The 20952-nt window shown below is 62.1% G+C and carries 18 protein-coding genes; 12 read left to right on the top strand and 6 right to left on the bottom strand.

Annotation, left to right across the window (positions count from 1 at the left end; genetic code table 11):
* The first annotated feature begins 34 nt into the window (after nt 1-34).
* Both parC and G7025_RS18055 read left to right on the top strand, forming a co-directional pair.
* On the top strand, nt 35-2299 hold the full coding sequence (gene parC, locus G7025_RS18060; RefSeq protein WP_181080482.1) for a DNA topoisomerase IV subunit A: 2265 nt from the start codon (nt 35-37) through the stop codon (nt 2297-2299).
* 177 nt (nt 2300-2476) lie between these two features.
* Nucleotides 2477-3187 carry a PqiC family protein gene (locus G7025_RS18055; RefSeq protein WP_181080481.1) on the top strand — a complete coding sequence of 237 codons (711 nt, stop codon included), beginning with the start codon at nt 2477-2479 and terminating at the stop codon, nt 3185-3187.
* A gap of 129 nt (nt 3188-3316) precedes the next feature.
* On the opposite strand, the gene G7025_RS18050 is transcribed toward G7025_RS18055, so the two are convergent.
* Nucleotides 3317-4849 carry an AhpA/YtjB family protein gene (locus G7025_RS18050; RefSeq protein ID WP_181080480.1) on the bottom strand — a complete coding sequence of 511 codons (1533 nt, stop codon included), beginning with the start codon at nt 4847-4849 and terminating at the stop codon, nt 3317-3319.
* 133 nt (nt 4850-4982) lie between these two features.
* Between G7025_RS18050 and serB the strand changes: the two genes are divergently transcribed.
* Nucleotides 4983-6197, top strand: a complete 1215-nt coding sequence (gene serB / locus G7025_RS18045; protein WP_181080479.1) for a phosphoserine phosphatase SerB — start codon at nt 4983-4985, stop codon at nt 6195-6197.
* A gap of 69 nt (nt 6198-6266) precedes the next feature.
* On the opposite strand, the gene asd is transcribed toward serB, so the two are convergent.
* From asd to G7025_RS18030, 3 genes are read right to left on the bottom strand one after another with little or no spacing between them, the layout of a single operon-like run.
* On the bottom strand, nt 6267-7127 hold the full coding sequence (gene asd, locus G7025_RS18040) for an archaetidylserine decarboxylase (protein ID WP_034095590.1): 861 nt from the start codon (nt 7125-7127) through the stop codon (nt 6267-6269).
* 15 nt (nt 7128-7142) lie between these two features.
* On the bottom strand, nt 7143-7961 hold the full coding sequence (locus tag G7025_RS18035) for a rhodanese-like domain-containing protein (RefSeq protein ID WP_181080478.1): 819 nt from the start codon (nt 7959-7961) through the stop codon (nt 7143-7145).
* Between the two features lie 57 nt (nt 7962-8018).
* Nucleotides 8019-9554 (bottom strand): HDOD domain-containing protein, encoded by a 1536-nt coding sequence (locus G7025_RS18030; RefSeq protein WP_181080477.1) that lies wholly within the window; start codon nt 9552-9554, stop codon nt 8019-8021.
* Between the two features lie 167 nt (nt 9555-9721).
* On the opposite strand from G7025_RS18030, the gene motA reads away from it, so the two are divergent.
* Nucleotides 9722-10573 (top strand): flagellar motor stator protein MotA, encoded by an 852-nt coding sequence (gene motA / locus G7025_RS18025; RefSeq protein ID WP_181080476.1) that lies wholly within the window; start codon nt 9722-9724, stop codon nt 10571-10573.
* Nucleotides 10574-10576: 3 nt separating this feature from the next.
* On the top strand, nt 10577-11593 hold the full coding sequence (motB, locus tag G7025_RS18020; RefSeq protein WP_181080475.1) for a flagellar motor protein MotB: 1017 nt from the start codon (nt 10577-10579) through the stop codon (nt 11591-11593).
* A 66-nt stretch (nt 11594-11659) separates the two neighbouring features.
* Here motB and rsgA read toward each other — a convergent pair whose 3' ends face one another.
* A complete protein-coding gene (gene rsgA / locus G7025_RS18015) occupies nt 11660-12691 on the bottom strand; it encodes a small ribosomal subunit biogenesis GTPase RsgA (protein WP_034111514.1) in 1032 nt (343 codons plus the stop codon).
* 108 nt (nt 12692-12799) lie between these two features.
* Here rsgA and orn point away from each other — a divergent pair, with 108 nt between their 5' ends.
* Both orn and G7025_RS18005 read left to right on the top strand, forming a co-directional pair.
* A complete protein-coding gene (orn, locus tag G7025_RS18010; protein ID WP_034095596.1) occupies nt 12800-13342 on the top strand; it encodes an oligoribonuclease in 543 nt (180 codons plus the stop codon).
* Between the two features lie 172 nt (nt 13343-13514).
* On the top strand, nt 13515-14132 hold the full coding sequence (locus G7025_RS18005; RefSeq protein ID WP_181080494.1) for a trimeric intracellular cation channel family protein: 618 nt from the start codon (nt 13515-13517) through the stop codon (nt 14130-14132).
* Here the strand turns inward: G7025_RS18005 and queG are convergent.
* Entirely contained in the window at nt 14129-15193 is a 1065-nt protein-coding gene (queG, locus tag G7025_RS18000) for a tRNA epoxyqueuosine(34) reductase QueG (RefSeq protein ID WP_181080474.1), read from the bottom strand. The genes G7025_RS18005 and queG overlap by 4 nt on opposite strands.
* A 63-nt stretch (nt 15194-15256) precedes the next feature.
* On the opposite strand from queG, the gene G7025_RS17995 reads away from it, so the two are divergent.
* The 5 genes from G7025_RS17995 to miaA are packed head-to-tail and all read left to right on the top strand — an operon-like array spanning nt 15257 to nt 20896.
* Complete coding sequence (locus tag G7025_RS17995) at nt 15257-16117, top strand: NAD(P)H-hydrate dehydratase (RefSeq protein WP_181080473.1); 861 nt, start codon at nt 15257-15259, stop codon at nt 16115-16117.
* Complete coding sequence (gene tsaE / locus G7025_RS17990) at nt 16105-16575, top strand: tRNA (adenosine(37)-N6)-threonylcarbamoyltransferase complex ATPase subunit type 1 TsaE (protein WP_181080472.1); 471 nt, start codon at nt 16105-16107, stop codon at nt 16573-16575. Before G7025_RS17995 ends, tsaE begins: the two co-directional genes overlap by 13 nt.
* A gap of 15 nt (nt 16576-16590) precedes the next feature.
* Nucleotides 16591-18012: an N-acetylmuramoyl-L-alanine amidase gene (locus G7025_RS17985; protein ID WP_181080471.1), complete on the top strand. Its 1422-nt coding sequence runs from the start codon at nt 16591-16593 to the stop codon at nt 18010-18012.
* A complete protein-coding gene (gene mutL / locus G7025_RS17980) occupies nt 18012-19925 on the top strand; it encodes a DNA mismatch repair endonuclease MutL (RefSeq protein ID WP_181080470.1) in 1914 nt (637 codons plus the stop codon). Before G7025_RS17985 ends, mutL begins: the two co-directional genes overlap by 1 nt.
* Entirely contained in the window at nt 19925-20896 is a 972-nt protein-coding gene (gene miaA, locus G7025_RS17975) for a tRNA (adenosine(37)-N6)-dimethylallyltransferase MiaA (protein ID WP_181080493.1), read from the top strand. Before mutL ends, miaA begins: the two co-directional genes overlap by 1 nt.
* Nucleotides 20897-20952 lie beyond the last annotated feature (56 nt).

Below are 20952 nucleotides of genomic sequence, written 5' to 3'. Positions count from 1 at the left end.
CCGCTGCGCCTTACCCGACCATGATGAGGCCCGCATGAGTGACATCCTCGCAGACAGCTTAGACGGCGTAGAACGCCGCTCGCTGGCTGACTTCACCGAAAATGCCTACCTCAACTACTCCATGTACGTGATCATGGACCGTGCCTTGCCGCATATCGGCGACGGCCTGAAACCCGTGCAACGGCGCATTATCTACGCCATGAGTGAGTTGGGCCTGGACGCCGATTCCAAGCACAAGAAGTCGGCGCGTACCGTCGGTGACGTGCTCGGTAAGTTCCACCCCCACGGCGACTCGGCCTGCTACGAAGCCATGGTGCTGATGGCGCAGCCGTTCAGCTATCGCTACACACTGGTGGATGGCCAGGGTAACTGGGGTGCGCCGGATGATCCCAAGTCCTTCGCCGCCATGCGTTACACCGAAGCGCGCCTGTCGCGTTACTCCGAAGTGCTGCTCAGCGAGCTGGGGCAGGGCACGGCGGACTGGGGGCCGAACTTCGACGGCACCCTCGACGAACCCCTGGTGCTGCCGGCACGTTTGCCCAATATCCTGCTCAATGGCACTACCGGCATTGCGGTGGGCATGGCCACTGACGTGCCGCCGCACAACCTGCGCGAAGTGGCCACCGCGTGCGTGCGCCTGCTGGATGAACCCAAGGCCACCGTGGAGCAGCTCTGCGAACATATCCAGGGCCCGGACTACCCGACCGAAGCGGAGATCATCACGCCGCGCGCCGATTTGCTGAAGATGTACGAAACCGGCAAAGGCTCGGTGCGCATGCGCGCCGTGTACCACATCGAGGACGGCGACATTATCGTCACCGCGCTGCCGCACCAGGTGTCCGGCGCCAAGGTGCTGGAGCAGATCGCCGCATTGATGCAGGCCAAGCCGTCGAAACTGCCCCAGGTCGCCGACCTGCGTGACGAGTCCGATCATGAGAACCCGTGCCGTATCGTGATCATCCCGAGCAACAGCCGGGTCGATCACGAAGTGCTGATGCAGCATTTGTTCGCGAGCACCGACCTGGAGTCCAGCTACCGGGTCAACGTCAACATTATTGGCCTGGATGGCAAGCCGCAGTTGAAGAACCTGCGCAACCTGCTGGTGGAGTGGCTGGAGTTCCGCGTGCGTACCGTTCGTCGCCGCCTGCAATTCCGCCTCGATAAGGTCGAGCGTCGCCTGCACCTGTTGGACGGTTTGTTGATTGCCTACCTCAACCTGGATGAAGTGATTCATATCATCCGTACCGCCGAGCACCCGAAAGCCGAGCTGATCGCCCGTTTCGAGCTGAGCGAGATCCAGGCCGATTACATTCTCGACACCCGTCTGCGCCAGTTGGCGCGCCTGGAAGAGATGAAGTTGCGCGATGAGCAGGATGCATTGCTCAAGGAGCAGGCCAAGCTGCAAGCCCTGCTGGGCAGCGAAGCCAAACTGAAAAAGCTGGTGCGCAGCGAGCTGATCAAAGACGCCGAGACCTACGGCGATGACCGCCGTTCGCCCATTGTCCAGCGCGCCGAGGCCAAGGCTCTGACAGAAACAGAGCTGCTGCCCAATGAGAAAATTACCGTCGTTCTGTCGGAAAAGGGTTGGGTTCGCTCCGCCAAAGGGCATGATATTGACGCTACCGGCTTGTCCTATAAGGCCGGTGATGGGTTCAAGACCGCAGCCGCCGGGCGTTCCAATCAGTTTGCGGTGTTTATTGACTCGACCGGGCGCAGTTACTCGGTGCCGGCCCATACGTTGCCATCGGCACGGGGGCAGGGCGAACCACTGACCGGGCGCCTGACACCGCCGCCTGGGGCGAATTTCGAATGTGTACTGTTGCCGGACGATGATGCGCTGTATGTGATCGCTTCCGACGCCGGGTATGGCTTCGTGGTCAAGGGTGAAGACCTGCAGGCCAAGAACAAGGCGGGCAAGGCATTGTTGAGCCTGCCGAACAACGCCAAGGTGATTCTGCCGCGCCCGGTGGAGGATCGCGAGAGCAACTGGCTGGCGTCGGTGACCACCGAAGGGCGCCTGCTGGTATTCAAGATCAGTGATTTGCCGCAGTTGGGCAAAGGTAAAGGCAACAAGATTATTGGCATTCCCGGGGAGCGGGTGGCCAGTCGTGAAGAGTACGTAACTGACATAGCAGTGATCCCGGAAGGCGCTACGCTGGTACTCCAGGCGGGCAAACGCACACTGTCGCTGCGCCCTGATGACCTGGAGCACTATAAGGGCGAGCGTGGTCGACGCGGCAATAAATTGCCTCGTGGTTTCCAGCGAGTGGATGCTTTGTTGGTGGAAACGTCCGTTTAAGGCGGATTAGAGCCCTCGATCTACGATTTAACGCGTAGATCGACGCTTTGGCGCTGGAGTCATGGCGCATATTCACGGATGATATGGCCTCTTCAGCGCCGGCGTGGCCGAGCGTGTACAGGTTATTTTTTAGTATTACATTGTGGTTCGCCTTGTGGCAGCCACCTGGATGGGATGATGACTGCTCCACGCCTTCCTTTTATTTTCATGCTCGCTGGCCTTTTGGGGCTGGCGGGTTGCAGCACACATCAACCCGTGTCGCTGTATCAGCTGGACAGCGGAAGTCCGGCTCAACCAGCTCAAACCGCCGGCATGGCGGTTTTGCTGGGGCCGGTAATCGTCGCGGACTACCTGCAGCGTGAAACCCTGCTGCAACGTCAGAACGACGGCAGCCTGCAAGGTTCCACCGATGGTCGATGGGCGGGCAGTTTATCGTCCGACATCAACCAACTGATGCTGCGCCAGGTGGCAGGTCAACTGGACAGCCAGCGGGTGGTCCTCGCGCCCGCACCGACCGGGTTCACCCCGGATGTGCAGGTATTGCTGACGATCACACGTTTGGACTCGGGCAGCTCGCAGCCGGCCATCCTTGATGCACAGTGGCGTCTGATCGACCGTCGTGGCCAGGTACGCGACAACCGCATCGTGCACTTGCAGGAACAGCACACCGGCACCACCGCGTCCCAGGTCCAGGCCCAGGGCGTGTTGTTGCAGCACTTGGCCCAGCAATTGTCGGTGGCACTCAAGCCGTTGGCCAACCAGCCGCCGATCGCCGCCGAAGCCCCGCGCAAACAAGCGCCGGCCCAGGCCAAGCCGGTTGCTCCGGAAAAGCCCAAGATGCCCATGGCCACACCGATTCGTACCGATATGGAAGTGTTCAGGTTTTGATCTGAATGCCACACAAACAAAAGGCCCGCTGATTCAGCGGGCCTTTTGTTTGTGTGCGATTTACTTGAAGTTTTTAGCAGTCCCAATGTGGGAGGGGCTTGCCCCTCCACATTATTCTTGCCGTGCTCTTCAGGGTTTTGCGCGGGTCTCGTGCATACGCGCTAACTGACGTTCCAGCATCGACGGATACGGTTCCATCAGGCGCTCCACGCAGCTGGCGCCCTCGGGGCTGGCAATCGGGCGGATGCGGGCGCGCTGGCGAATCAGCGCGTCTTCACTGATCTTGCGCTCCACCAGCAGCAGGTTGCGGCTGTGCTGGGACAAGGCCAGCGCATCCTGGGCGATTTCAGTGAGCAGCAGGTCTATCTGACTCATGCCGAACAGATCGTCACCCACGGTCAGCCCCAACTGCAGTTGCAAGGTGATGCCGCTGTCGGCCACCTCGATCTGCAAGGCGTGGCCCAAGGCGCGCAGCAGCTCGCCGCAGCAGATGGCGTTGGTCAGGTAGTCTTCGCCGCTGTCTTCGCTGTGGAACAGCATCAACGTGCTGCCATCGTTCAGGGTATGCAGTTCGCTCTGGTACAGCGAGGCGGCCTGGTCGAGGCAGTCGCGGTAGCGTTCCAGCAATTCCGTGAGGCGCGCGCGGGGCAGGCGACGCAGTTGGTCCTGGGCACCCAGTTGCACGGCCAGCACCGCACTGTGCTGCGGTTCGGCATTCTTCATCGGCGCTGCCTTCGGCACGACGGCCGGGGTGCCGGCCGAGGTATCGCGCAGGTCGGCGAACGGGTCTTCGTCGTCCAGTTCGTCCTCTTCGGCGATGAGAGCCTTGCGCGTTGCGGGCTTGAGGCCCGCCACCGGCGGCTTTTCGTCGAAGCCGGGGTCGCGCAGGTCGCGCACTTCGAACTCGGGTTCGTCGTCGTAATCGGTGTCTTCGAGCTCGGGTTCCGGCTCAATTTCTCGGACCACCGGCTCCGGGGCGAAGCTGGCGTGGAGCTGGCGCGCCAAGTCGCCGATTTCGTCCTGGCGGTCAGTGGCCGGAGTGTGTTCGTCGATGTCCCGCAGCCAGATGCGCAGTTGCATCAGCGGCGTGGAGATGTGCCGACCCAGGCGCAGGCTCAAGGCCAGCGCCAATGCCAGCAGAATCGCGCTCAGGATGCCCATGCTTTGCAGGCTGATGGTCATCGGCTGCTGGAATTGCTGCATGTCCAGGCTGATGCGCAATTGGCCGGCCTTCACATCCTGAAAGGTGATATTGCTCTGGTACAGGCCTTCGGCCTCACCCAACAGGCCGTTTTTCGGGCGCTGACCGGCTTCGGCCATGATCCGGTTGTCGACGCTGTAGATGGCGGCGTGAGCCACCAGCGGATTCTTGGTGAGGTTATTGAGCAGCACGTTGAGACTGAGGATGTCGTTGGACACCAGCAGCTCGGTCGCCGAAGTGGCGGTCTGGGTGGTCAAGCTTTCGCCCAGGGCGTCGGCTTGCTCGTGCATGGCCTGTTTGAACTGCAAACCCATCACGCAGGCGTAGATCACCAGGGCCAGGGCGACCAGGATCACGTTATGGCTGGCGATGCGTAATGCGATCGGTACACGGCGGTGGCGCAGTGCCCGGAAGATCAGCAGGAAGAAGTTGTCGGTTTTTACTGGCGTGGGCCGGTTCACTTGAGCTCGGCTCTTGGTCCGTGAAGTTGACGCGCAGTATAGCGACAGGCCCATGACCGGCAAAGCGTTGGCTGTGCCCGATGGTCACTGAAAGTGGGTAGAATGCGGTTTTTTTCCAGCCTGGGGGTGCGCCTTGCGCGAAATTGTCCTGATTAACATCACTGGGGAAGACCGCCCGGGTCTTACCGCCGCCATTACCGGTGTTCTGGCCCAGGGTGGTGTAAACATTCTCGACATCGGCCAGGCAGTGATCCACGACACCCTGTCGTTCGGCATCCTGGTGGAAATCCCGAGCAACGAACAGTCATCATCCGTGCTCAAGGACATTCTGTTTACCGCGTATAAGCTGGACCAGCAGGTGCGTTTCACGCCGGTCTCCGAAGCGGACTACCGGCAGTGGGTGGCCGGCCAAGGCAAGAAGCGCCATATAGTCACGCTGTTGACCCGCAAGGTCACCGCCGAACAGCTGCAGCGCGTCAGTTCCATTACCGCGCACTATGGGTTGAATATCGACCATATCGACCGTCTGTCGGGGCGCATGCCGTTGGACACGCCGGCCGACCAAGGCAAGGGCTGCATTGAGTTCTCCGTGCGCGGCGAACCGGCCGATCCGCAGGCCCTGCGGGCTGAATTCCTCAGTGTGGCCCAGGAACTGAACGTCGATATCGCCTTCCAGGAAGATTCGCTGTTCCGACGCAACCGTCGCCTGGCGGTGTTCGATATGGACTCCACACTGATCGAGGCCGAAGTCATCGACGAGCTGGCCAAGGCCGCCGGCGTGGGTGAGCAGGTCAGTGCCATCACCGAACGTGCCATGGCCGGTGAGTTGGACTTCCGCGCCAGCTTCAAGGAGCGTCTGGCACTGCTCAAAGGCCTGGATGTGAGCGTGCTGGATTCCATCGGCGCCTCCCTGCGCCTGACCGAGGGCGCCGAAACCCTGTTCGCCGAACTCAAGCGCCTGGGCTACAAGACTGCGATCCTGTCCGGCGGCTTTACCTATTTCGCCAAGCAGTTGCAGGCCAAGCTGGGCATCGACTACGTCTTTGCCAACGAGCTTGAAGTGGTCGACGGCAAAGTGACTGGCGTAGCGGTCGAGCCGATTGTCGATGCGCAGCGCAAGGCCGACTTGCTCAAGGAGCTGGCCCACAAGGAAGGGTTGCGTCTGGAGCAGACCATCGCGGTCGGCGACGGTGCCAACGATTTGCCGATGCTGGCGATTGCCGGGTTGGGCGTGGCGTTCCGGGCCAAGCCACTGGTCAAACAGTCAGCCAAGCAGGCAATTTCGACCTTGGGGTTGGACGGTGTGCTGTACCTGCTGGGCTTTCGCGACCGCGACGGCCAGCTCTGAGACTCAATGCGGTCAGAAATGTAGGAGGGGGCAACCCCCCTCTCACATTAGATCTCTGCAAATATCGGATCAGGCTTTCGGCAGGCCGATCCCCTGACCCATCTGCACCGGCGAACCGGCCAGCAGCGCTTCTGACCACTGCACCTGATCCGGCCCGAACAGCACGATCGCGGTGGAGCCCAACTTGAAGCGTCCCAGCTCCGCACCTTTTTCCAGGTGGATCGGCGCGCGGGCGGCTTCGTCATAGCGGAAGGTTTTCAGCTCGCGCTTGGGTGGCGTAACCAGGCCGGCCCATACGGTTTCAATCGACGCTACGATCATCGCGCCCACCAGCACCACAGCCATCGGGCCGCGTTCGGTGTCGAACAGGCAAACCACCCGCTCGTTGCGCGCGAACAGCTCCGGCACGTTTTCGGCGGTGGTCTGGTTGACCGAGAAAATCCGCCCCGGCACATAGACCATCTCGCGCAGGGTACCGGCCAGCGGCATGTGCACGCGGTGATAGTCCTTCGGCGACAGGTAAATAGTGGCGAAATCGCCGCCCATGAACGGCGCGGCCATGGCTGCATCGCCGCCCAGCAGTTCCAGCACGCTGAAGCTGTGGCCTTTGGCCTGGAACACGCGGCCATGTTCGATCGGACCGAGCTGGCTGACCGCGCCGTCGGCGGGGCTCAGCACGGCGCCGGGGGTCGGGTCCAGAGGCCGCGCGCCGTCTTTCAAGGCGCGGGTGAAGAATGCATTGAAGTGCTCGTAAGCGGTCACGTCCTCGACCAGTGCCTGGGACATGTCCACTTGATAGCGCTTGGCGAACCAAGTGGTGAACGCATTCTTGAACCAGCGCACGCGGCACTCGGCCACGCAGCCGGCCAGGCGCGACAGCAAGTGGTGCGGCAGCAAATACTGGCTGAGGATAAACAACTGCTTTTTCATAACTGTCCTTAAACCTTAAGTCTTTTCAACGGGCGTATCGGGGTGATTGCCCCATTCGCCCCAGGAACCGGCATAACCTTTGACTCGCGGATAACCGAGCGCCTTGGCCACCAGATAGGTGAAGCCAGAGCGGTGGTGAGTCTGGCAATGGGTGATGATTTCTTTGTCGGGCGTCAGGCCCAGGTTTTCAAGAATCTGGGGCATATCGCGGCGGATTCGCAGGTTGCGCGCCTTATCCATGCCTTCAGTCCATTCGAAGTTGACCGCGCCGGGGATGTGCCCGCCCTTGGCCGCGAGCACCTTCTCGCCGGAATACTCCAGCGGGCCGCGCGCGTCCCAGATCCCCAGGTCGGCAGCGCCGAGACGGCTTTGCAGGTATTCGCGCGTCGCAGTAGGGCCATCGTGCAGTGTGAGGCTGACCGGGCCGCCGGCCGACGGGGGAGCGTCGGTGGACACGGGCTGGCCCTCTGCTAACCATGCCAGCAGGCCGCCGTCGAGATAGTGGTATTTCTGGTGGCCGATCACGTCGAGCAACCAGATAAAACGCCCGGCCCAGCCGCCGCCTTCGTCGTCGTACACCACATAGGTAGCGTCCGGCGTGTGGCCTAGTTCGCCAAACAGCTTTTCCAGGTCCGCCTTGTTCGGCAGCAGGCCGGGAGCTGGCGGTTGGCCCAGTTGAGTGCGCTTCGGGTCAACGAAATGCGCGCTGGGGATATGCCCTTCGGCGTAGCGGGCGGCACTGGTGAGGTCCACCACAATCAGGTGTTCGGCACCCAGGCGACTGTGCAGGTCGGCGGATTCGATCACCAGCGGCAAGCCAGAGAAGTCAGGCATGTTAGGTCTCCTGGGCATAAAGGTCGGCGATAAGGGACGGCGATTGTAGCGCAAGCATCAGGCGCCGCGGTTGGTAAAGCCGTGCAGGGCCTTTTCGATGCATTGGGCGGTTTTGCCAAAGGCTTGCACGGTGGTTTCCGAGAATGGCCCACCGCCCTGGTCGGCCACCATCAGCATCACGACCTTGCCATTGCAGCTCAAGGAACGCAGCAGCAAGTGTTCGCCACTGAACAGGCGACTCAGGATTGGCGGCAGCAGCGCGGAGAACTGGGCGTGGTTGTCCGGCGTGAAGCGGACCTGGGCGGATTTTTCCAGCAGGCGCTGCAGCATCGTACTGTGCACCACGTCCAGGCTCAGGTTGGCGGCGTCCTTGGGCAAGCCGTCGACCTGGTGTACGCGCAAGGTGCTTTGGGCGCGGTCGGTCATCAGCAGCATCACCCGCTGCATACCGCTGGCGACCAGCGCCTCTTTGGCGCAGGTGGTCAGGTGCATGGCGTTGGCAAACCGGCTCGGTTCCATCAGCAGTTCGGTGCAGCGGCTGCGCCATACGGCCAGGGCTTCGGCGGTAGGGGGCGGAGCGGGCAGCAAGCCGCGATGGATCTTCTGCACATGCCACGGCCAGATCAGCGACAGCGCCGGATGCCAGAGATCGGGCATCAGCGCGGTGCGGGCGCTGGTTACGGCTTGTTGGTGGACTTGCTGCTGCACCTCGCCCAACGGTTGTTGCAGGTACAGGGCGGTGAGCAATTGCCAGCGCTGCGTGTGCGGGCAGGTCCAGGATTCCTGGGCGGACATTGCCAAGCCATTGGCCAGCAGTACGGTATTGGCCGGCTGGTTCAGCCAGCGGCGCAGGCCGGGGTCGGCGTCGAGCAATTGCTGTTGGTGCAGAGGATCTTCATCGCGGGCGACACGCAGCGACTTGACCAGCATGCGTTGCTCGTTCAGCAGCAGGGTGTAACCCTGGGAGACCCACATCGGCAAATGCCAGGCTTCGGTCAGGCCGATGCACAGGTCCAGCAGGCGCACGCCGAATAATTGCTGCTCGACCACGCGCGCCGACTCGCCCTTGTGGATAACCCGAAGTTCCCATTCTTCCAGCAGCTTGGGATAGGCCACTGCCATCGGCCACAGCGGCGACAGAAACAGCAGGCTGCCCCAGTGAATGTCTTGCCACAGCCGCGCCAGGCGGCTGCCGAACAGGCCGTTGGCCTGCTGCGAGGCGTGTTGACTGACCAGCAACAGCTGGCGCAGCGCCGCTGGAATGTCCTGGGCGGGCACTGACGGCAAGCGCGCCAGTAATTCCTCGGCGCGCTTGAGGCCCAGGCGGTTGAGCGCCACCTCGAGGTTTTCCGCCGGCTCGGCCAGGCTGCCATGGGTATGGCTGTTGGCCTCGCGCATCACGCTGAGTACCAGGGCCGGGCTGTTTTGCATCAGCTCGGCAATATCTCGCAACGAACTGCGGCTGTCGCGAATGGCTTTGCATACGCGGTCATGGCTGGCCTGTGGAACAGGCAAGTGCACCTCGTCCAGACGCTTGATCCAGTCGGGGAGGGAGGCAGGTTTTGCAGTTGGGTCGGTTTTTTGTTTAGCCATGGTAGGGGCGCGATCATCACTTGCGGTCAACACGCCCGGAGCGGGCCGAACTGGCTTTTCGCCTTAACGGGCTATAGTCTGGCGCAGTTTTGCCGATAAGTAGAACAAGAGTTTTCCAGTTCCCCCAAATATGTCCATGAACCTGACGGCGCAAGTACTCATCTCCTATGGCTAAAATTATCGGCATCATCGTCGTCCTCGCGAGCGTGCTCGGCGGTTACGTCCTTTCCCACGGTAAAATCGCCGCGTTGATCCAGCCTTTCGAAGTGATGATCATCGGCGGGGCGGCATTTGGTGCATTCCTGCAAGCCAACCCTGGGTACATGACCATGCACGTGGTCAAAAAATCCCTGAGCATGTTCGGTTCGCGCTTCTCCCATACTTTCTATCTGGAAGTGCTGGGCCTGGTCTACGAGATCCTCAACAAGAGCCGCCGCGAAGGCATGATGGCCATTGAGGCCGATATCGAAGACGCCGCAGCCAGCCCGATTTTCGCCAAGTACCCGGCCGTGCTCAAAGACGAGCGCATGACCGCCTATATCTGCGATTACCTGCGCATCATGTCTTCCGGCAACATGGCGCCCCATGAGCTGGAAGGCCTGTTCGACATGGAATTGTTCAGCCTTAAAGAAGAGCTGGAGCACCCATCGCACGCGGTGACCGGCGTCGCCGACGGCATGCCCGGTTTCGGTATCGTGGCGGCGGTACTCGGTATTGTGGTGACCATGGCCTCGCTGGGCGAAGGTGACCAGGCGGCCATCGGCATGCACGTAGGTGCGGCATTGGTGGGTACGTTCTTCGGTATTCTCGCGGCCTACGGTTTCTTCGGCCCGCTGGCGACCTCCCTGGCCCATGACGCCAAGGAAGAAATCAACCTGTACGAATCGATCAAGGCCAGCCTGGTGGCGTCCGCCTCCGGCATGCCGCCTTCGCTGGCGGTGGAGTTCGGTCGCAAGGTGTTGTACCCCAAGCATCGCCCAAGCTTCGCCGAGCTGGAACAAGCGGTTCGCGGTCGCTAAGCCATGGAAAACAACCAGCCGATAATCATCAAGCGCGTCAAGCGCTTCGCTGCGGGGCACCATGGTGGCGCCTGGAAAATCGCCTTCGCCGACTTTGCGACGGCGATGATGGCGTTCTTTCTGGTGCTGTGGCTGATGTCTACCGCCACGCCGGAGCAGAAGATCGCCATCGCCGGCTACTTCAAAGACCCTATCGGTTTCTCGGAAAGCGGCACGCCCTTCGTGATCGACCTGGGCGGTTCGCCGCAGCTGGCGCCTGAGCGCACGATCAACCCGGAAGTGAAGACCGAGGCACCCCAGGAGAAAATCCCGGTGGAGCGCGACACGGTCGAGGCCATGGCCGAGCAGGTCGAGCAGGAGCGTCTTGAGCTGTTGCTGCAGGAACTGCAAAACAAGGTTGAGGAAAACCCGCAGTTGCTGAAGTTCAAGGATCAGATTTCCTTCGAGATCACGCCGGACGGTCTGCGCATCCAGATCACCGACGCCGCCAACCGGCCGATGTTCGATTCCGGCAGTGCGCGGTTGAAGCCGTACTTCGAAGATATCCTGCTGGCCATGGCCGACACCATCAAAGCGGTGCCGAACAAAATCAGCATCAGTGGCCATACCGATGCCAAGCCCTATGCGGGCCAAGGCGACTTCGGCAACTGGGAGCTTTCGGCCAACCGCGCCAACGCGGCCCGTCGTGCCCTGGTGGCCGGCAGCTACCCGGATTCGCAAGTGGCGCGGGTGGTGGGTTTTGCCTCCTCGCAGCTGTTTGATGCGAAGGACCCGTTCAACCCGATCAATCGGCGCATCGACATCGTCGTGCTGACTAAAAAGGCCCAGCGCGCGATCGAGGGCGATCAACCCCCTCCGGCACCCACGCCGGGCGCCGGGGCGCCAGGGGAAGTGCCGACCGACCCGAACGCGATCCCGCCAGGAAAGGAGCCATTGCCGGCCCATGAACTGCGGCAGAGGTTGAATCTGTTCGACGATGGCGGGGTGAAAGACCCGACGGTGCCCAGAACGGGCTCTTAACCTGCATATGAAAAGGCCGCGATCATCGCGGCCTTTTCACATCTGCCTCGGCGGGCAGGGTGTCGGTCAGTAACTGCTTTCAGGCAAGCTTGCAATGATCGACCGATAGCTATTCATCCGCTGCTGTTGCACACGGCCATCTTCCAGGGCCTTGAGCAAGGCGCAGCCCGGTTCGCGGTCGTGCTTGCAGTCGCGGAAGCGGCAGGTGCCGATCAGGTCGTTGAATTCGATGAAGCCGGCTTCCACATCGCTGCGGCTGACGTGGCCGAGGCCGAATTCGCGGATACCCGGAGAGTCGATCAGCTCGCCACCGCCGGGGAAGTGGAACAGTCGCGCGGTGGTGGTGGTGTGGGTGCCCTGGCCGGACAGCTCCGACAGCGGCCCCACGCGGGTGTCCACTTCCGGCAGCAGGCTGTTGACCAGCGACGACTTGCCGACGCCGGACTGGCCTACGAACACGCTGATGCGCCCGTCCAACTGTTGTTGCAGTTGTTCCATGCCATTGCCGTGATGGGCCGAGACTTCCAGCACCGGGTAGCCCAGGGTGCGGTAGACCGCCAGCAACGCATTGAGCGCCGGGGCGTTCTGCTCGTCGATCAAATCGAATTTGTTCAACAGCAGCAGTGGGCGAATGCCGGCGTGCTCGGCCGCCACCAGGTAGCGGTCGATCAGGTTGGCATGGGGCTCGGGCAACGGAGCGAAGACAATCACGATCATGTCGACGTTGGCCGCCACCGGCTTGAGCTGGCCGCGACTGTCGGGGCGGCGCAATTCGGTGCTGCGTGGCAACTGGGCGACGATCACGCCGATCCCCTGGTTGCCGGCCCGCCATACCACACGGTCGCCGGTCACCAGCGCCGGCAGGTTGGCGCGCAAGTGACAACGGAACACCTGGCCGGCGAGTTCGCCTTCCAGCGCCTCGACTTCGACCTGCACGCCAAAGTGCGCGATCACCAGGCCCGTTTGTTCGGGGCCCAGGTCGCCGCCCTCGAGCGCTTCCACGGCGGAGGATTCACGTTTGGCGGCGCGGGCGGCGCGTTCACCTTGAATCTTTTCGATGCGCCAGTTCTGGCGACGGTTGAGCTGGCGTTTGGCCATTGGTGTTCCGTGTCGATAATGCAAAGGTTGGGTAAAACGGTCGCGAGTCTAGCACGGCCCCGCCTGCTAAACTGCGCAGCTACGCCAAGGTGCCAAGAGAAACGAGCCATGCAAAACCCACAGAACCTGATTTGGATCGATCTGGAAATGACCGGTCTGAACCCTGACACCGACGTCATCATCGAGATGGCGACGATTGTCACCGACAGCAACCTCAACACCTTGGCCGAAGGTCCGGTGATCGCCATCCATCACAGCGACGCGGTGCTCGCCACTATGGATGAGTGGAATACCCGCACCCACGGCAACTCCGGCCTGACCCAGCGTGTGCGCGACAGCCGTATCAGCATGGCCGAGGCCGAGGCCCAGACCATCGCCTTCCTGGAACAGTGGGTGCCCAAAGGCAAATCGCCGATCTGTGGCAACAGCATCTGCCAGGATCGTCGCTTCCTTTATACCCACATGAAGGCCCTGGAAAGCTATTTCCATTACCGCAACCTGGACGTGTCCACGCTCAAGGAACTGGCCGCGCGCTGGGCGCCGGAAGTCAAAGACAGTTTCCACAAAGGCAGCACTCACCTGGCGCTGGATGACATTCGCGAGTCGATTGCCGAGCTGCAGCATTACCGTAAGCATTTCATCAAGGCTTGAAACGGTTTCTTACCGTGTCCGGGCTTCCTGTGGTGAGCGGGCTTGCCCCGCGCTGGGCTGCGTAGCGGCCCCACTGCTGTTGCCGCATTTTTCCCTATAGATATCATCGCCAAGTATTTGGGGCTGCTGCGCAGCCCGGCGCGGGGCAAGCCCGCTCACTACAAGGATCGCCATCATGCTGCTGATGCTTTACCTCATCGCCATCACCGCCGAAGCCATGACCGGCGCCCTGTCCGCCGGCCGGCGCGGCATGGACTGGTTTGGTGTGGTGCTGATCGCCTGTGTAACGGCGCTGGGGGGCGGTTCGGTGCGTGATGTATTGCTGGGGCATTACCCGCTGACGTGGGTCAAGCACCCGGAGTACCTGGTGCTGACCTCCGTGGCTGCGCTGGTGACGATCTTTATCGCGCCGCTGATGCGACGTCTGCGCTCGGTCTTCCTGGCGCTGGACGCCGTGGGCCTGGTGGCATTCACTTTGATCGGCTGCATGACTGCCCTGGAAATGGGCCACGGCATGCTGGTGGCGTCGGTCAGTGGTGTGATCACCGGGGTGTTCGGCGGCATTCTGCGGGATATCTTCTGCAACGATATCCCGCTGATCTTCCGTCGCGAGTTGTATGCCAGCGTGTCGTTCCTCGCCGCCTGGTTCTACCTGCTGTGTCTGCACCTGGAACTGCCCGGCGAGCAAGCCATCCTGCTGACGCTGTTCAGTGGCTTTCTATTGCGCCTGCTGGCGATCCGCTTTCACTGGGAAATGCCCAAGTTCGTCTACAACGACGATGTGCACTAGCGTTGCGCGTGCTGCTTGAGTGCCCATTCCACATGCTCACGCACCAGCGCCGAGGGGTGCTCACGGCGCGCCTTCAAGGCTTCCAGCACCGGAATGCTTGATGGCGCATTGCCCAAGCCTACTGCCAGGTTACGCAACCAGCGCTCATAGCCGGCGCGGCGCAGGGGCGAGCCTTCGGTGCTGCTGAGGAATTTATCCTCGTCCCACATAAACAGTTCGGCCAGTTCTGCGTTATCCAGGTTATGCCGTGGCTGGAAATCGCCTTCGCCAGTGGCACGAGCGAAACGATTCCACGGACAAACGATCTGACAGTCATCGCAGCCGAATACGCGATTGCCGATCAGTGGGCGCAGGTCCTCCGGAATCGCGCTTTTGAGCTCAATGGTCAGGTACGAGATACAGCGCCGGGCGTCCAGCACATAGGGGCCGACGAAGGCATTGGTCGGGCAGATATCCAGGCAAGCGGTGCAGCGTCCGCAGTGCTCGGTGCTATGGGGCGGGTCGACCGGTAAGGGCAGGTCGACGAACAGCTCACTGAGGAAAAAATAACTGCCGGCCTTGCGATTGAGTACCAGGGTGTTCTTGCCGATCCAGCCCAGGCCGGCTTGCTCGGCGATGGCCTTTTCGAGCACTGGCGCGCTGTCGACAAAGGCCCGAAAGCCAAAAGGGCCGATCTGGGCCTGGATACGGTCGGCCAGTTGCTGCACGCGTTTGCGGATCAGCTTGTGGTAGTCGCGGCCGAGGGCGTAGCGGGAGATGTAGGCTTTTTCCGGCTGGGCCAGCATGTGCGCCATATGGGTGTCGCCGGGCAGGTAATCCATGCGCAGCGACACCACGCGCAGGGTGCCGGGTACCAGTTCTTCGGGGTGGGAGCGTTTGCTGCCGTGGGCGCCCATGTAATCCATCTCGCCGTGGTAGCCGGCGTCGAGCCAGCGTTGCAGGTGCTGCTCATGCTCGGCCAGGTCCAGGCCACTGATGCCGACTTGCTGAAAGCCCAGCTCGCGGCCCCAGTCTTTGATCGATTGGGCGAGGGCGGGCAGATCGGAGGTAATAGCGGGCATGAGACACGGGAAACCACAGGTTAGATGCGTATAATTCTGCCAGACATCGGAGCTTGAAGACGCATGCCTCAGACAAAACACGAAATAACCGACGTTCAGCCACTATTACCCGGCCAATTGCCGCACCTGGCTGCGCGCTCTGCGGATGCCCATAAAGGCCAGTTCGGCCACCTGCTGGTCATCGGCGGTGACCTGGGCTTCGGCGGCGCTGCGCTGTTGAGTGCCGAAAGTGCCTTGCGCAGTGGTGCGGGCATGGTGTCCCTGGCGACGCGCCTTGAGCATGTGCCGGCTGCATTGGCCCGTTTGCCGGAAGTCATGAGCGTGGGTGTGAGTTCTGCCAACCAGTTGATGGGCTTGCTGGAAAAAATCTCGGTGATCGTTATCGGCCCCGGCCTGGGCGCTGCCGCCTGGGGCAAAAGCTTGTTATCGGTCGCGGCCAATGCCCGTCAGCCGCAAGTGTGGGACGCCGACGCTTTGAACCAACTGGCTGTCGGCGGTGTGAGCCTGCCGGCCAACTGCGTGATCACCCCGCACCCGGGCGAAGCGGCGCGTCTGTTGGGCTTGTCGACAGCCGAGGTTCAGGCGGACCGTCTTAAGGTGGCGCGCGCGTTGAGCCTGACATTCAACGCCGTCGCCATTCTCAAAGGCGCGGGTAGTTTGATTGCCAGCCCCGATGGACGGGTTTCCCGCTGCGATCAAGGTCATCCGGCGATGGCTACCGCAGGGCTGGGCGATGTATTGGCCGGTCTGGTCGGCGCTTTGCTGGCCCAGGGAATGCCTGCGTACGAGGCCAGTTGCCTGGCCGTTTGGCTGCACGCCACGGCTGGGGATCGACAGGGCACCTTGGGGCGTGGGCTTGCCGCCAGTGACCTGATCCCCGCCATTCGTCAATTGCTGGAGGAGCAGTCGCCATGCCTGAAGTAATTCTCTTCCTGGCCGATGAAGACGCCATGGTTGCGTTGGGCCATCGCCTGGCGCAACTGACGGCCGGTAACGGGCTGATTTTCCTGGAAGGCGACCTGGGAGCAGGTAAGACCACGTTGTCCCGTGGGATTATTCGCGGGCTGGGTCATGAGGGCGCGGTAAAAAGCCCGACGTTCACGCTGGTCGAGCCTTACGAGATCGGCACGATGCGCGCCTTTCACTTCGACCTCTACCGCCTGGTGGACCCCGAGGAATTGGAGTTCATGGGCATCCGTGATTACTTCGATGCAGAGGCGCTGTGCCTGATCGAATGGCCAGATAAAGGTACAGGCTTTTTGCCAAAGCCTGACCTGACCATTACCATTACGCCGCATGAGCATGGACGTCAGCTGAAGTTGTTGCCCCAGAGCACGCGCGCCGAGTCGTGGTGTGCCGCTCTGGCTTTGGAATTCAAATAATTGGTGGGGTTAGGTATGCGCTTTCGCGCGTTGGTTGCTGTCGTAGGGGTGTTGCTTGCGGCAATGACTGTCAATGCTCTGGCTGCTTCACAGGTAAAGAGTGTGCGCCTGTGGCGAGCGCCGGATAACACGCGACTGGTGTTCGACCTGTCCGGGCCGGTCCAGCACAGTGTCTTTACCCTGGCGGCGCCCGATCGCCTGGTGATCGATATCAACGGCGCGACCCTGGCCGCGCCACTTAAAGTTTCTACCGCCAACACGCCGATCACCGCCATGCGCTCGGCGCAGCGTACGCCGACCGACCTGCGCGTGGTCATTGACCTGAAAAAAGCCGTGACGCCCAAGAGCTTCTCGCTGGCGCCGAATGCCCAGTACGGTAACCGGCTGGTGGTCGACCTGTTCGACAACGCCGCGGATGCCGCTCCGCCGCCCGCGCCGACGCCGAGCGTGGCGACCGTACCAGCGGTGCCGGTAAACCCGTCGCAGCCTCAGGTCAAGCTGCCACCGCCGCCGCCGGCACCGGCCGGCAAGCGTGACATTATCGTGGTCATTGATGCCGGTCACGGCGGTGAAGACCCGGGTGCCTCCGGTTCACGCGGCCAGCATGAAAAAGACGTGGTGCTGGCCATCGCTCGCGAGCTGCAGCGCCAGGTCAATGGCATGAAAGGCTACCGTGCCGAGCTGACCCGCACCGGCGACTATTTCATTCCGTTGCGCGGCCGTACCGAAATCGCGCGTAAGAAGGGGGCCGACCTGTTTGTGTCGATCCACGCCGACGCCGCGCCGTCGTCTGCGGCCTTCGGAGCATCGGTATTTGCCCTCTCGGATCGAGGCGCCACGTCCGAAACCGCGCGCTGGCTGGCCGACAGCGAAAACCGCTCCGACCTGATCGGCGGGGCCGGCAACGTGTCCCTGGATGACAAGGACAAGATGCTCGCCGGCGTACTGCTGGACCTGTCGATGACCGCCTCGCTGACTTCCAGCCTGAACGTCGGCCAGAAGGTGTTGAGCAATATCGGTCGCGTCACGTCGTTGCACAAACAGCGCGTTGAGCAGGCCGGGTTCATGGTGTTGAAGTCGCCGGATATCCCATCGATCCTGGTGGAAACCGGCTTTATCTCCAACGCCAACGAGGCGTCCAAATTGGCCAGCGCCAGCCACCAGCAGGCATTGGCGCGGTCCATCAGTGCCGGCGTGCGTCAGTTCTTCCAGCAGAATCCGCCTCCCGGCACGTATATCGCCTGGTTGCGCGACTCCGGGAAAATCGCCCAAGGCACGCGTGACCATCGCGTACAGCCCGGTGACACCCTGGCCATGCTGGCGGTGCGCTTCCAGGTATCGCCCGCGACCTTGCGCACTGCGAACAACCTGAAAACCGATGAATTGAAGGTCGGCCAGGTATTGACCATCCCCGGCACAGAATTGGCGGCACAGTAATGAGCGAAACAGTTCTCGGCAGCGGCTCGCGCATTGAATTGCTCAGCCCGCGCCTGGCCAACCAGATCGCTGCGGGCGAGGTGGTGGAGCGGCCCGCGTCGGTGATCAAGGAACTGCTGGAAAACAGCATCGACTCCGGCGCCAAACGTATTGATGTCGACGTGGAGCAGGGGGGGGTGAAGCTCTTGCGGGTGCGCGACGACGGCAGCGGCATCTCCTCCGACGACCTGCCGTTGGCGCTGGCCCGTCACGCCACCAGTAAGATTCGCGACCTGGAAGACCTTGAGCGCGTGATGAGCCTGGGTTTTCGCGGCGAGGCCCTGGCCTCCATCAGTTCCGTGGCACGCCTGACCCTGACCTCGCGCACCCGCGGCGCCGACCAGGCCTGGCAAGTGGAAACCGAGGGGCGCGACATGGCGCCTCGGGTCCAGCCGGCCGCGCATCCGGTGGGCACCTCGGTTGAGGTGCGCGACCTGTTCTTCAATACGCCGGCGCGGCGTAAGTTCCTCAAGGCCGAGAAAACCGAGTTCGACCACCTGCAGGAAGTCATCAAACGCCTCGCCCTGGCGCGTTTCGACGTGGCGTTTCACTTGCGCCACAACGGCAAGACCATCCTCAGCCTGCACGAAGCCAATGACGACGCCGCGCGCGCCCGTCGGGTGGCGGCGGTGTGCGGTGCGGGGTTCCTGGAGCAGGCACTGCCGATTGAAATCGAGCGCAACGGCCTGCGCCTGTGGGGCTGGGTAGGTTTGCCGACCTTCTCTCGCAGCCAGGCGGACTTGCAGTACTTCTTTGTGAATGGCCGCGCAGTGCGCGACAAACTCGTTGCCCACGCGGTGCGCCAGGCCTATCGCGATGTGCTGTTCAATGGACGGCATCCGACCTTTGTGCTGTTTTTCGAGGTCGACCCGGCGGTGGTGGACGTTAACGTCCACCCGACCAAGCACGAGGTGCGCTTCCGTGATGGGCGCATGGTGCATGACTTCCTTTATGGCACCCTGCACCGCGCGCTGGGCGACGTGCGCCCGGACGACCAACTGGCGGCGCCGATCGTGACGGCAGTGGTGCGCCCAAGCGGCCCCGAGGCCGGTGAGTTCGGTCCCCAGGGTGAGATGAGCCTGGCGGGCAACCTGCTGCAATCGCCACAGCCGCAGCCAGCCTACACGGCACCGGGCGGCGGCGCGGGGGCGGGTTATCAGTACCAGTACACGCCACGTCCACAATCGACGGTGCCGGTGGCCGAGGCTCAGGCAGCCTATCGCGAATTCTACGCGCCGCTGCCGGGTGCTGAGCCGAGCGCAGTGGCTCTGCCCGAAGGTGGCGGTGATATCCCGCCTTTGGGTTATGCGTTGGCGCAGCTCAAGGGCATTTACATCCTGGCGGAAAACGCCCATGGCCTCGTGCTGGTCGACATGCATGCCGCCCACGAGCGAATCATGTACGAGCGGTTGAAGATCGCCATGGCCAGCGAAGGTCTCAGCGGCCAGCCGTTGCTCGTGCCGGAATCGCTGGCGGTCAGCCAGCGCGAGGCCGATTGCGCCGAAGAACACCACGGGGTTTTTCAAAAACTGGGCTTTGAGCTGCAGCGCCTGGGGCCGGAAACCCTGGCGATCCGTCAGATCCCGGCGCTGCTTAAGCAGGCGCAAGCCAATCGACTCGTAGCCGATGTGCTGGCGGACCTGATGGAATACGGCACCAGCGACCGCATCCAGGCGCATATCAACGAACTGCTCGGCACCATGGCCTGCCACGGCGCCATCCGCGCCAACCGTCGGCTGGCGTTGCCGGAAATGAACGGGCTGCTGCGCGACATGGAAAACACCGAGCGCAGCGGGCAGTGCAACCACGGCCGACCGACCTGGACCCAGATGGGCCTGGACGATCTGGACAAACTGTTCCTGCGCGGTCGTTGATGAGTGCCTTGCCCCCCGCAATCTTCCTGATGGGCCCCACGGCCGCCGGCAAGACCGACCTGGCCATTGAGCTGAGCAAAGTGCTGCCATGCGAGCTGATCAGTGTCGACTCTGCCCTGGTTTACCGGGACATGGATATCGGCACGGCCAAGCCATCCAAGGCGTTACTCGCGGACTATCCGCACCGGCTGATCGACATCATTGACCCCGCGCAAAGCTACTCGGCGGCGGATTTCCGTACCGACGCCCTGGCCGCCATGGCCGAGATCACCGCACGGGGCAATATTCCCCTGCTCGTGGGCGGCACGATGCTCTACTACAAGGCTTTACAGGAAGGTCTGGCGGATATGCCGCCGGCCGACGCCCAGGTGCGCGCCGAGCTTGAAGACGAGGCTGCGCGCCTTGGCTGGCAAGCCCTGCATGATCAATTGGCGACGATAGATCCGGTGTCTGCGGCGCGTATTCATCCCAACGACCCTCAGCGCCTCACGCGGGCCCTGGAAGTCTGGCGCGTCAGCGGGTCGACCATGACCGAGCACCGGCAGCGTCAATCTGCGCAAAGTGCTGATGCAGGCGCTTCTGGACAGTCACAATTGCCCTATACTGTGGCCAATCTGGCCATCGCTCCTGCAAATCGCCAGGTGCTGCATGAACGAATTGCACAAAGATTCACAATTATGTTGGAACAGGGGTTTGTGGAGGAGGTCGTAGCACTGCGTTCCAGAGGTGACCTGCATCCAGGGTTGCCTTCGATACGTGCTGTAGGCTATCGCCAAGTCTGGGATCATCTGGATGGCAAGCTGACGTCAGCCGAAATGCAGGAGCGCGGCATCATCGCCACGCGCCAATTGGCAAAGCGCCAGTTCACCTGGTTGCGCAGTTGGAGCGATTTGCACTGGCTGGACAGCCTGGACAGCGACAATCTGTCACGCGCCTTGAAATACTTGGGAACGGTCTCCATATTGAGCTGAGTCCTTGCAATTGCCGTCTATCCTTGGGGGTGTGACGGTCTTAAGCTATTTTTTCC

The sequence above is a fragment of the Pseudomonas lurida genome (genome assembly GCF_013522705.1).
GTDB classification, from domain to species: Bacteria; Pseudomonadota; Gammaproteobacteria; order Pseudomonadales; family Pseudomonadaceae; genus Aquipseudomonas; species Aquipseudomonas quebecensis.
Note: the sequence above shows the minus strand (reverse complement) of the source record. Positions and strands in the feature narration are given on the sequence as shown.